This window comes from Saliphagus sp. LR7 (assembly GCF_003344565.1).
Taxonomy (GTDB): domain Archaea; phylum Halobacteriota; class Halobacteria; order Halobacteriales; family Natrialbaceae; genus Saliphagus; species Saliphagus infecundisoli.
The window spans coordinates 1-12,005 of sequence record NZ_QPND01000034.1; the positions used below are offsets into that span (position 1 = coordinate 1).

General features: G+C 59.0%; 13 protein-coding genes. 9 read left to right on the forward strand and 4 right to left on the reverse strand.

The window, feature by feature from the left end:
* Nucleotides 1–252 precede the first annotated feature (252 nt).
* The 3 genes from DVH23_RS21510 to DVH23_RS21520 all read left to right on the forward strand — a co-directional run bounded on the left by DVH23_RS21510 (nt 253) and on the right by DVH23_RS21520 (nt 2,248).
* Entirely contained in the window at nt 253–795 is a 543-nt protein-coding gene (locus tag DVH23_RS21510; RefSeq protein ID WP_157972560.1) for a hypothetical protein, read from the forward strand.
* A gap of 218 nt (nt 796–1,013) precedes the next feature.
* A complete protein-coding gene (locus DVH23_RS21515) occupies nt 1,014–1,607 on the forward strand; it encodes a hypothetical protein (RefSeq protein WP_114579413.1) in 594 nt (197 codons plus the stop codon).
* Nucleotides 1,604–2,248, forward strand: coding sequence for a hypothetical protein (locus tag DVH23_RS21520; protein WP_114579414.1), 645 nt, complete (start codon nt 1,604–1,606; stop codon nt 2,246–2,248). Before DVH23_RS21515 ends, DVH23_RS21520 begins: the two co-directional genes overlap by 4 nt.
* 12 nt (nt 2,249–2,260) lie before the next feature.
* Here DVH23_RS21520 and DVH23_RS23950 read toward each other — a convergent pair whose 3' ends face one another.
* Nucleotides 2,261–2,707 (reverse strand): hypothetical protein, encoded by a 447-nt coding sequence (locus tag DVH23_RS23950; RefSeq protein WP_157972561.1) that lies wholly within the window; start codon nt 2,705–2,707, stop codon nt 2,261–2,263.
* A gap of 322 nt (nt 2,708–3,029) precedes the next feature.
* On the reverse strand, nt 3,030–3,638 hold the full coding sequence (locus tag DVH23_RS24830) for a hypothetical protein (protein WP_232833882.1): 609 nt from the start codon (nt 3,636–3,638) through the stop codon (nt 3,030–3,032).
* A gap of 66 nt (nt 3,639–3,704) precedes the next feature.
* Here DVH23_RS24830 and DVH23_RS24835 point away from each other — a divergent pair, with 66 nt between their 5' ends.
* Both DVH23_RS24835 and DVH23_RS24840 read left to right on the forward strand, forming a co-directional pair.
* Nucleotides 3,705–3,998: a hypothetical protein gene (locus DVH23_RS24835; protein WP_232833883.1), complete on the forward strand. Its 294-nt coding sequence runs from the start codon at nt 3,705–3,707 to the stop codon at nt 3,996–3,998.
* Nucleotides 3,999–4,061: 63 nt separating this feature from the next.
* On the forward strand, nt 4,062–4,301 hold the full coding sequence (locus DVH23_RS24840) for a hypothetical protein (RefSeq protein WP_157972563.1): 240 nt from the start codon (nt 4,062–4,064) through the stop codon (nt 4,299–4,301).
* Between the two features lie 226 nt (nt 4,302–4,527).
* Here DVH23_RS24840 and DVH23_RS21535 read toward each other — a convergent pair whose 3' ends face one another.
* On the reverse strand, nt 4,528–4,773 hold the full coding sequence (locus DVH23_RS21535) for a hypothetical protein (protein WP_114579417.1): 246 nt from the start codon (nt 4,771–4,773) through the stop codon (nt 4,528–4,530).
* Nucleotides 4,774–4,775: 2 nt separating this feature from the next.
* On the reverse strand, nt 4,776–4,991 hold the full coding sequence (locus DVH23_RS21540; RefSeq protein ID WP_114579418.1) for a hypothetical protein: 216 nt from the start codon (nt 4,989–4,991) through the stop codon (nt 4,776–4,778).
* A gap of 211 nt (nt 4,992–5,202) precedes the next feature.
* Between DVH23_RS21540 and DVH23_RS21545 the strand changes: the two genes are divergently transcribed.
* From DVH23_RS21545 to DVH23_RS23965, 4 genes are all read left to right on the forward strand, one after another.
* On the forward strand, nt 5,203–5,577 hold the full coding sequence (locus tag DVH23_RS21545; RefSeq protein ID WP_157972564.1) for a hypothetical protein: 375 nt from the start codon (nt 5,203–5,205) through the stop codon (nt 5,575–5,577).
* 6 nt (nt 5,578–5,583) lie between these two features.
* The gene (locus tag DVH23_RS21550; RefSeq protein ID WP_114579420.1) at nt 5,584–7,113 is read left to right on the forward strand and encodes a hypothetical protein; all 1,530 of its coding nucleotides are present in this window, start codon (nt 5,584–5,586) and stop codon (nt 7,111–7,113) included.
* Between the two features lie 111 nt (nt 7,114–7,224).
* Nucleotides 7,225–10,734, forward strand: a complete 3,510-nt coding sequence (locus DVH23_RS21555; RefSeq protein WP_232833884.1) for a VirB4 family type IV secretion system protein — start codon at nt 7,225–7,227, stop codon at nt 10,732–10,734.
* Nucleotides 10,735–11,940, forward strand: a complete 1,206-nt coding sequence (locus DVH23_RS23965) for a hypothetical protein (RefSeq protein ID WP_157972565.1) — start codon at nt 10,735–10,737, stop codon at nt 11,938–11,940. It begins immediately after the preceding gene.
* Nucleotides 11,941–12,005: the final 65 nt, after the last annotated feature.

Genomic DNA, 12,005 nt, shown 5'->3' on the forward strand with positions numbered 1-12,005 from the left:
TCAAGCTCAGAGGCCGTAAGCACAGTGTCTGGATGGTATAGGAATCTCACATGCACCCATCTAGACGTCTCCTGAGAATCTAACCCTATCAGTCCTGACTACGTTCTGATTCGATGGGAACTACCGACTGTAGTTGGCTGGACCGTCTCTCGGACGTCCGGACTCGCAGTTAGCCTCGGCGGACGCACCACCGCGTGGCTGCTCGTTGTCCTCCCATTCGTCTGGTTCATCGGCGTGTTCGGTGTGGCTGCCATGGGGACTGAGCCACCAGGCATTACGATTGGTCTCGCGATTGTCAGCACGATCGGAGGGATGTTTCTCGGCCTCTTCCTGACTGGGATGAGTCGGACCCGGTACGCGGCGGCCGTTCTGATTGGTGCTGAAGACGTCGTTGAATGGGAGGCGCGCTGGCCGCGGCGCTGGCGGCACTTCTCCCTGGCTGGATTAATCGTCGCGAGCGTCCTCGGCGTTGGCGGCGTCATCGTTCAGCTCGTGTGGAGCGACTTGTCCTGGGCAGGAAATCTCTATTTTCTCATCTTCTTGTGGACACCCTTCGCGGGGGCCGCAAATCCACGGACGTTCCGCGTGACCGACGTGGGGCTCGTTGTCGAACGCCCACTCCAGCAGCGTCTCCGGCCGTGGTCCGAGTTCGAGAGCTACACGGTTACCGACACCGCGCTGATCATCCACCCGTCCGCGTGGTGGCGCCCGGCCTACCGATCCGACCGTGAGGATGTTGAGGATCTGGATGCTGCCGTCGAGGCGCTCGAAGAAATCCTTGGAGACGATGAGTAGTACCCCACGATAGAGGTCGTCGATATCGCTGTTCTACACGAGCGTGTTACTCAAGGCAGTACACTTCAGGAGCAATTCAAGAGCCGGCTGGCTGGAAAGAATATTTCTGGCTGGCTTCAGCGTCTTACCTTGTGCAACATGGATGCATATTTTTCTCTACGTGTTGCACAAGGTCAGTGCCCAAACCTATTTGTTTCCCGTTAGCACACCTGATAATCATGGAGAGTGGGCGGTCACCGGGCGGCAGCACGTACTCGACCGAGTCGCCCACTGGCTCGTCACAATCGTCGGAAAGCCTGAACACTCTCGAGCGGACGATTGCACTCTTTCGCGAGGCTATGGACACACCGTATGGGAAGCGGACGGTCGCATTGTTCGTGCTGATCGGCGTAGGGTTCGGGTTCGCCGGTTCTCTCACTCTTTCGTTACTGCTCAGTGGCGAGGGTATCCTCGACGTCACATTCAGATTCGTCCTCGGAATAATCGTGTTGCTGCTCGTCTTGTATTTCGGTACAGCGCTCGCCGCTGTGATCGCGACTCAAGCGCGGACGACGCTTGACCGTTCGCTTATCCAGATGTCTTTGATCGATGGGGCCAGCTGCTATGGGGGTGTGTTCGCGATCACTGTCCTTTCGCTCAGGGTCATTCGAGGTGCTTTCCCCCCGATTGGCGCTGTTGAGTTCGGCTTCGGCCGTGGGTTCGTCCTATCGGCCACGACGTCAATCCTGGCCGGGATTATCGCACCCGGCGTTGCCTGGATCGATCGCCGATTTATGGGGGTTCACGGACGGCCTTCCGAGGTGGGACGATGAGCGGCCGACGAGTGAAGGTGGTGGCGGCGGTCGTTCTACTCTGCCTGTTAGGCGGGTGCGTGGACGTGACGATGACGACGACTGTTGATAACGAGGGAGAGATCGAGCAAGTACGAGCCGAGGCTGAAATGAGCCAGGAAGTGTACGCACTGGCCCTTGAGGATGCGACATCAAGCGGTTACGAGAGCGTTGGTGAGCAGTTCGCTGACGAGCTCGAAACCAACGAAGACGGCTTCAGCGACGTCGAATATGAGGATCGCCGGGAGAATGGAACGGTCGTTGTTGAGCTCCTCGCTCAGAAGGTGACTGTTGAAGAGGTATCGTATATCACGACGAGAGTCACCGAGAACGAAACGGTAGCGTTCACTGCATCAATAAGCGATGACGTCGCAGACCTCAACGGGTACACGTATCGTGTCGAAATGCCTGGCGAAATCACCGAGACGGACGCGACGGAGATTGAGAACGGAAACGTCGCCGTGTGGGAACTACACAAAACGAACCCCGACCGAGTGTCCGTCGAGTCCGAGGTCGAAGACCGGTCCTGGCTCGGTACGTTCGCCCTGGTTCTCGGTGTGATCGGAGTTGCGATGGTCGGCGTTGCAGCCTATCAGAAGCGGGTATGGGAATCGTACGTCTGAGGTGTCTGAGGTTTATTCTTCGACGTATTCGGCTTCCCACACACCGTACCGATACTCGTCTATGGCTTCTGGTTCGACGTAGAGTGGGATTTCGACTGTGAGGCTGTCTCCAGTGGCTAATCCGGCAATTTCGATCGAGTTTTCGGTGATAAGTTCACCATCGAGATAGCCCTGACCGCCGACACGAAGATACGAGAGGTCGTAGCCCGTTTCGTTGCGAATCTCACCGAGGATGATAACCTCTGAATCACCGTATTCCGTCTCGAAGATTTCGTGATCGGTCTCAATCCAGGTGACGTGCTCGGTCGGATCCTCTGGGCGATCGTCAGGCACGTCACCGGATTCGTTCCCGCCAGTCCCGTTCCCGTCGCTCCTGTTGGCCTCTGGTTCGTCTACGAGGCTCTCGTCGGTATCGTTCGTTCCGCTTCGCTTGGTCTCGTTACTGACCGTCTCGTTCACATCGTCAAGGAGCGGGCCATCATCAGGTTCGTAGGGTTCGTCCGAGTCGTTACTCTCGTTGTCCTTCGGTACGGGTTTGCTCTCGTTCTCGCTGTTCTCGTTGTCCTCGAGCGGGCTGTCGTCTTCACTTTCACTAGTATCGGCTAGCGGACCATCGGCACCGTCGCTCAGTTCCGGCCCACCCTCGTCCGAATCACTGTCCGAACCGGAGCCACTATCGTCTCCCTTCGGCATGAGGCCCGACTGTCTTGCGACCTCGTACGTGCCGAGACAGCCAGCGATTGCGATGAGCGAGACGCCGCCAGTCGCCAAGAGTTCTCGTCTATCCATTGTTTGGAATTGTGTTGACCGTCAGCTGGTCCATCCGGGGAGCTTCACCACCCATCAACGCACCCGAGGATACTGGGTTCCACCCGACGACGTTGACCTGCATCTCGCGGAAGTCGATCGAGTCCGTGTATGGCGAGACATACACTGCGTTCGTATCCTCGTGGAGCGTAATCACGCAATCCTCAACGACCGCTGGGCCGGCCGGTGCCGACCCGCCTTCGCCGCGAGTGCCGATGCCGTACGTTCCACCCGCACCGCCGGCCTCAGAGAACGCGATTTCGATTTCACAGTTGCGCACGATCTGCGGCCCATCTTGGAGTAGGATTCCACGTGGAGCGATGTAGACACCGTCTGGCTTTTGATCGATCAGGACGTAGCAGTTTTCGATGACGGAGCCTGGATACGGCCCGTCGAGGGCTTCGTCTTTGTCGTCGGTCCCATCAACCCAGTCGACGGGTTCCCAGTCGTCGCCTCCGTTGTTCCGAATCTGGGACCCACCGCCGTTCCAGACGGTGCATCCCGAGACGATCTTTCGGCCGGTGCCCCCCCGAGGGTAGACCGTATTATCGGGCCATGGTCCACAGACCATGTTGCGGATCACGGTCGTCCCTTGCTGATCGGGATGGCCAGTGAACCCTGTCGAGCCCCAGCTTTGCCCGAAATCGGGGTGCTCGGGACCGTCATCGAATCGGCGCTCTTCTCGGGTGTTGATCGTATCGATGTAGTGGAGTCCGCCGCCGCGCATATCGATCGAGTCAACGAGAGCAACCGAGTCGGGCTCAGCAGACGCGACGCGCAAATTGGCGAACGACCCGAGCGAATGCGTTCCATGGAAGACGATATTTCGGATCTCAGCTTGCCCGTCGATGAACGCATTGAGGCCCTGCATTCCCGCGTTTTCGTCCCAGCTCCAATCGAAGATAAGCCCCCCAAACACGAAATTCCCGTGATGTGGCCGTGATGATGTCCCGATACGGAACATCATCGTGGTGCCGCTGTACTCTCCCCGATCGACTGTGTGCCGATGGATCGCTTCGACCTCACCATGACGAATCACGGCGTGATCGCCCGTGATCCCGAGGTTTCCTCTTCTCCCGGTTGCCCGAAACCCCGAGTTCATCTTGTAGATGCCTTCGGGGAAGTGCAGCAATGTTCCCGGTCGGAGTTCGGCGTTCAGGACCGAGTCGATCGGCTGCTCTCCCGTCGGATCAGCACCGACGTCAGTTGCGACGACAACCCGATCGAAGAGTTCGGCGTACGCTGAGGGATCGAGCGACGGTGGCGCCATACCGCTGATTGTCCCACCTCCGCTTGTCTCACTCTCTTCGGTCTCCGCAAGATCTTCGTCGGTACAGCCAGCCAGTGCCGCGAATCCAATAGCCGCGGCCGACGCACCCGATCTAAGCAGCTTCCGTCGGGACCACACGCCGTCATCAGTGGAGTTCCCGCCGGATCGAGGTTCCTGCTGGGCCATGGTGCTCTCGTCTCGGTCAGTTGAACCCGTGATAGAGGCCGATTCCAAGCGCGATCAGCACGAAGTAGATGAGCTTCACCCCGAAATCGCGAAGTGCTGACTGCTGTGGGTCACTTTGTGTGAATAGGAACACGCCAGCGATCGCGAAAACGAATGCCGGAAGGACGTCACCTCCCCCGAGGAAGAAGACGGCAGCGATCACGGTACAGACGGCGATTAACCGACCGAGCTTTGCATCTGTTCGCTTGAAATACACTGGCATTGTTACTCTGTGAGCGACTCTACCTGGTCGCTGTGTTCCAACTGTGCTAATCGCTGTTCGCGTTCTTTCTGTGTCTCAGTCCAGCCTGTGATGGGCTCGTTTATCTTATCATCTACATTTATTTTCCGCGGGACGTACTGTTTGAACTCTTCCGATACCTCTTGATTGATCGTTCCCTGGTAGGTCGCGATTTCGCCCGTTTCAGACTCAGCACCCATGATGGAACCTCCATGTGAAATCCATATAGCGAGGTAGGTCTAACTAAAACTAAATACGTTACGGCTATATATCATATTATAGGCATAGCGGTTATTATCAGGTTTCACTTGCGTTCCAGTGGAGCTGGTGTCAATGAACAATCGGCTGGCAACACTCGTCCGTGATGCACAGATTTCGACCCTGGAGTCGCGTTCCGGCGTGCGAGCTGCTATGACGGTCCTTGCGGTTACGGTTGCATTGTCGCTGTTCTCAGGAGTGGTTGCAGCAGCGCCTGCGTCCTCTGAACAATTCGTTTACCCGCTTCAGATGGGTGAGGAGATCTGCGCGACTCCCGCCGGAGACTTCATGGAGCTCGCTGTCTGGGTGGCGATCTTCATGTTCTTCGGTGTGATCGTCACTGCGATTTTCCTCGGTGGCGCGATCGAGGCGCTGCCGGTGAGTGGCTGGTGGATGCAGACCGGCTACTCGATGATGGGGCGAATCCCGATTGCCGTCGGGTTCGTCCTCTTCGGGATCAGCGTGCTTGTGCTCGCTGTGGGCGTCGGTAGCCTCAACGTCCCTTCGTGCATCCCGATTCTGGGGTGATGTCCAATGCGCCGAGTTAGTTGGTTTCGTGTCATCCTCCTCATCGGGTTGGTACCCGGTCTAGTGCTCGCGCCAGGGATCGGTCTCGACGGAGTCACTGCTCAGGAGGGAGGGAACGAGACGGACGACGATGGGCCAGTGCCCGACGTCGAGGACGACAACGAAAGCGATGACGGGGGCGGTGGTGACGAGAACGCGAGTGGTGGCGGCATTCTCGACGGTGGGAGAGGAGATGAAGTCGCTGACCAAGAGGGAGACGACGCTGATGACAACGAGAGCGATGACGAGGGCGGGATTGGAAGAGGCGGCGGTGGGTTTGGATTCTCGCAGTTAGACCCACGAAACATCGCCGTCGCGATGGTCAATCACGTTGTTGAGTGGATCGATGAGACGGCTCAATCCACGTTTGAGGCGATTCTCGAGGGCTCAATCGAGTTCGCTACGAGCACGCCAACGATGGATAACGACGGCTGGATGGGTGTCTTTGGAACGCCGACAGACGACCACTACAACGCGCTCTATGACGAGATCTACATCGGAGCGGTGTCGCCGGTCGTCCTGTTCTTCATGGTTCTGTCGATCATGGTCGTCGCGACGATCCTTCCGTTCGGGACGTTCTTCAACTCGTATCAGGCATCGTCGTGGGCGCTGATGATCATGGGCGGTATCGTTGCGTTCGCCCTCGCATGGCCGCTCACTTCGCTCCTGCACCTCGCGGCGGACTCGATCGCTTCGTGGTTCGGACCGACAACGGAGGAACTGACTGCCAACCTCCCGCAGTTGGGGAGCGCGTCAGTCGCTGCAGCCGGTGGGATCTACCTCTTCGGATGGCTGAAGGCCATCGTCTTCGCGCTTCTCTGGGGCTTTCGCTGGACGCTCCTCTACATGGTCATGCCGTTCCTGTTCCCGTTCGCGATCTCGTTTGCATTACTCGGCCCCCACAAGATCGTTCGCCGGATCGGGTCGTTGTTCATCTGGTCGTATATCGGGCTGTTGATCATGCCGATCCCAGCAGCTGTGCTGTTCAGCGCAGCGATCAGCATCGAGTGGGGATTCAATGCGAGTGGCATGGCTGGGGTGATTCTCACGCTGGGGACACTCGTGATCGCGATCCTGGTCCCGCTCGCGATCATGAAAGCGATGTTCGTTACGAACGCGCTCATGGCCGGTTCAGCAGGAGCGATCGGTGCAGGACTCCAGCGCCGAAGCCGGATGGGTTACGACGTGAAGACCCCACAACAGGCGAGACACGCTGGGGGCCGTGCTCGTGACATCGTGTCGGGTGGTGCAGCCGCTAGTCGGAGCAGGGCGGTGAATATCGGGGAACGGATCGGACTCATCTCGACAGAGAAGGAGCCGTCGCTGGATCCGCGTGTCCACAAGCGCGGTCCAGGTGCTGGAAGTACGCAGGCCGAGCGGACGACGATGGTTCGTCAAGCGTCTCGCGACCGTGAGCAGGCGTCCTCGGCGCGTGCAGTCGGTTCAATCGGCGGGCGACGAGACGACGTGGACGCCTATCGACAGGTGTCCGACTAGGAGGCTTCAGATCACACCATGACTACTGAGCAATCGCAACGACGGCGCGATCAGGTACTGAATACGATCGTGAAGCAGCCGGAAATCGCCGGTCGAGCGCTCTCCGAGTTCGTGATCGTGTACGCGGTGGCGTTCGCGTTCTGGACGGTCGCGGTCGTCCTGTCGCCACCAGGAATGACGTTCCCGCTCGGGGCAGTCGGGGGTGTCGCGTTCATCGTCTCGACGATCCTCGTGTTTGCGGCCCCGTCGCACCGTCGGATTCACCGCTACGTCATCGACCTGTACCGCCACTACACCGATCAGCCGGAATACGTCCATACCATGAGCAACGAGACCACCAGCGACCGCCAGCCCGAGCCAGAATCGTTTGTGAGACGAGTCGCGTCCCTGCCGCTCATCAAGTGGAGTGTGTTCGGATCAGGGACAGACGATTCGACCCAGGAGTTTATCGAGGTCAAGAAGGCGTATCGGGATTCTCATGCAGTCGAGCGGTCGGACGGGACGCTTGTCGGCGCGGTGCGCGTGACGCCCGCGAACATGGCGACGAAGGACGAAGACGAGTGGCGGACGAAGGTCAACCGGCTCGCCCGATCGCTCGCGTCGAAGGTGCACTACGGCGCACAGTGGTTCAACACGATGCGGTCGGTCGATTACGAGAGCCGGGAGAACACCTACCGACAGCGAGCGTCTGAGTATCGGTCGCAGGCAATCTCTGCTGAGGAGGACGGCGACGACCAGACGGCACTCACTCGGAACGTTCTCACGGACATTTGCGAGGAGCGAGCGTGGACGGTGAGCGTCTTACAGGAGACGACGATGACCCGCGAGTACTATTTCATCGTCGCTGTCGATCCCGAGGACGTCGTTATTTCGGTGGACGACGAGGGGCTCGCAGCAGTGCCGATCCTTGGGAAGTTCGTGACGGCAAAGCGGCTTGCAGAGCGTGAGGGCTCCGAAGAGCACCTCCAGGAGATGGTTGAAAAGCTCGAGATGCGCTTGAACGAGGTGGCGGAGCTCGCCCGCTCGGTTGATTCGGACATTACGGCCGTCCCCTTGTCGTCGTCGGCATTTTCGCAAGTGCTCGCGGACTACTATCGAGGCGACGACGTCTACGAGTACGATGATTTCACGTCGCTCGTTCGCCAGTGTCCGGTGCCGGTCGACGACGAGGAATCCGGTGATCCCGAGCACGACCTCGACTATAGCCATCTCACCACGGATCGCCCAGACCCGGGAACCACCAGATCACGGCGTGAGGCGGCCCCAGGAGTGTCCGCGTCGGCGACAGCCCCGGACGGTGGGACGGTCGTCGGGCAGGATCAAGAGCAGAGTCAGGACCGAGAGCATGATCGGAAGGACCGAGGGCGGAGTCGAAGTTCAACCCGTGGCGGTGGCAGTGATCTATCTACGTTGCTCCGTGAGCAGATCAGCGGGGACGGCCAGAACGGAGACGAAAGACCCAGGAGCGACTTCGGTCCCAGTCCCGACCCGGAGGACCGTCGCGACAGCGACCGTCGCCCTGACGACGATCGAGGAGTAGACGACGGGGAGCAGGGCGACGACACCGACGATCAAGAGGAGAAAGAGGAAAGCGAAGACGACGACAGCGAGTTTTCCGAGATTGAGTACGAGCCCGAGGCGTTAAACAACGGTGCGACCGTCGGGATCGTGACCAGCGAGGAGGAACTCGAGTGGCGCTATCAGTCACTTCTGGCCCCGGACAACGTCACCCTGTCCGAGAGCCCGCGCTACGTCGTTCTCGACGATGATACGTACTCGACAACGCTCGCGATCCGTGACTGGCCGGGACGTCCTCCACTCGGAATGCTCGAGCCAATCTTGAACTTCGATGAACCAGGGGTTCGAGCCACGACCTCGACGCACTTCCAGGGTCTCGACGTCGATAACAAGCGTCGGGAGTTGAAGAGTCAGGTCGATGCGATGGAGCAGAAGACGGCGAATGCCGAGGAGAAAAACAGCCCCTTTGCCGAGCGTTACAGGCAGAGCTACGAGGCCGCCCGCGACATCAAAGAGTCCGTCGAGCAACCCGACACGGGGCTCTTCGAGAGTACAACGTATATCGAGCTTCGAGCTCCTTCGCCGAAGCTTCTGAAGAAGGCCATTCGCTCCGTCCGGACGAGCCTTCGCGAGTTGAACGCCGACGCGAAGGAGATGAAATACCATCAGGTCGAGGGCTACCAGACGGCGGCCCCGCTTGCGAAGGACGACACGGGGGAGGAAGTCACCATGACGAGCAATGGGCTCGCAGCGCTCATCCCATGGACTTCCGAGAACCTGATCGAGCCGGGGGGCGTCGAGATTGGAACCCACGCTGATCGGTGCGAACCGACGGTCCTCGATCTGTTCAGCCGAAGTACGGGCTACAACATGGGGATCTTCGGCAAGATCGGCTCGGGGAAGACGACCACCCTGAAGACGTTCCTGCTTCGCCACAAGATCCAAAATCCGGAGACGCGGATGGTTCTCATCGACCCGGTTCGAGAGTTTACGGGACTCTGTGAGATCTTTGATGGTAACCACGTCGTGATCGGTGGAGAAACGCCAATCAACCCCCTCGAGATCGAAGCGGTGCCCGAGGAGAAGCTGAAACGGATCGGCGAGTCGACGCCTCTGAAGGACGTCAAGCGCCGGGGAATGACGTTCATCCAGACGTACTACCGGCTCGAGGATCTGGATCTCACGGACAAGAAGGGAACGTGGCAGAAGGCGATCGAGGTAGCGTTTGACCGAGCGGGGATTACCGAGGACCCTACCACCCACGACCGCCCGAGTCCGACGATCACCGACGCCATCCAGGTCCTCGAGGATATGGTGAACGACCCGGACAAGTTCGTTCGCGACGAGATCGCTGACGACGAGGAGTCCTGGGAGGATCGGAAGGAGACGGCGATTCGGATTCTGAACAACGACATCTCAGCGTTCGAAGAGGGTGGGATCTATCACCACCTGACGAAGCCGACCGAACTCGATATCAGCGAGTCCGATACGCTCTATCTGGACCTCCAGCGCTACGAGGGCGAGGCGAAGACGGGCCTGATGATGCAGACGCTCACCTCACTCGTCTACCAGCAGGCCAAGCGCAGCGAGCACCCGACGATCATGGCGATGGACGAGTCCCACTATATGACCAAGCACTCGTCGGACCTCTCCTTCCTGAAGCAGGCGATCCGTCACTCGCGGCACTACGATCTCTCGATGATCTTCAGCACGCAGTCGGTCGGGGAGTTCTACGGCGAGAAGGATACGGCTGACGACGAGAATCGCGAGCAAAAACAGGAGGACGCCCAGATCATCATCGACCAGATGAGCGTGAAAATCTTCCACTATCTCGAAGAGATGGACGACACGTGGGCCGAGCGCTTCGACCTCACTGACTCGGAGAAAGAATACATCCAGGGAGCGACTCCCGGGAAAGAGGAGTACGGCTTCTCGGAAGCACTGCTGAAGGTTGACCAGAAGGGCTGTTATCCGCTTCGCGTCGAGATGGGCGATCATCACAATCCGTGCGAGTTCGCCTTCGTACAGTACGACCCGTCGAATCACGGGGAGAACATGGCGTCATTTCTGCGCGAGCAGACGGACGAGTGGAGGTGGCTGTAGATGGCGACTCGAAACCGGCGGCGAACGCGACCACGGGATACGATTCCGCCGATTGAAGACGCGTTGAAATCTCACACGGACGATTACCCGCCGCTCGTCCATCGCACCGACCGGATCACGCTCCGAAACGAGTCGCAGACGCCCGTGGTGTATGTGGATGATGATCCACTAATGACGCTCGCCCCGGACGCAAAGACACTACAGGATGATCCGCTTGCGATCGATCTCAGCGATATTCGTCATCAACACTACACCGTCGACGCCGAGACGCTCGCTGAGAGCAAGACGGTCGTTCGAGACCTCATAGACCAGTTCGATGCTGATACCGGACGGAGCTTCTACTATACTATCGCGGGTGAGCGCGCACAGATCGGTGGGAACGGTCTGGACGACTATTTCGAGGCGACCGAGAACGTTCGACGGATCTATACCGATCTTGAAACCCAACTCGACCCTCCTGGCGAGCGTCAGCGTCCCGGCTTCCCCCACGGAAACCAATACATGACCGCTCGCTGCATCGGGCTTACTGCCGTTGAGGGTGTCTGGTTACGCTTCACAATCCGATTGACCGAATCTCCCGACGAAGAAGTCTATTCGTGGACGTCAGTTTCCGTCACGACGCTCGAACAGCACGGCCCGCTCGTGACACAATGGCTGGACGATCGTCTCAGCCACCCTGCGCTCGGTAGCCCGTCGACAGTCGATCGACAGCATACAGAGGCTCAAGAACGCCTCCTGCTCGGTCCTGGCCCACTTGTGAACGTTAGCGAACACCGTCTCATTGGTTACAGGGGTCGCGAGAGCCCAGTCGAGTGCATTTCGTGCGAGAACCCGTACTATCGTCCTCGAACGGCAGCAGACGAGCGTAACGAGCAGTACGATCGCCTCGACGACGCAGGCGTGACGCGTGAGGTGATCCCCCAACTCCTCTCGATTGATCGGTTCCCACTTCGCCCGAAAGGTGGGTCCCACGGGGTTGATGAGGACTATTTCATCGGCAGCGAGGTTGCACTCACACGATTCGGGACGGGCAAGGGGTGGGGAGGGGATCACGTCACACTGCTCTCTGGGAAGACGACGCCCGTGTTGAAAGAGGAGTATGCAAAACAACATCAGGAGACCACCGAAAGCGATCGAAATAGCAAACTGGGCAGATCGTTGCGCGGCGTGAGGAACGTTCTCGATTTCAGAGGTGGCCGTCGATGATGCCGGCGACGCTCGCACCTTGGACACCGCTCGGATCATCCACCCGATATCTGGAGGTGATTCAC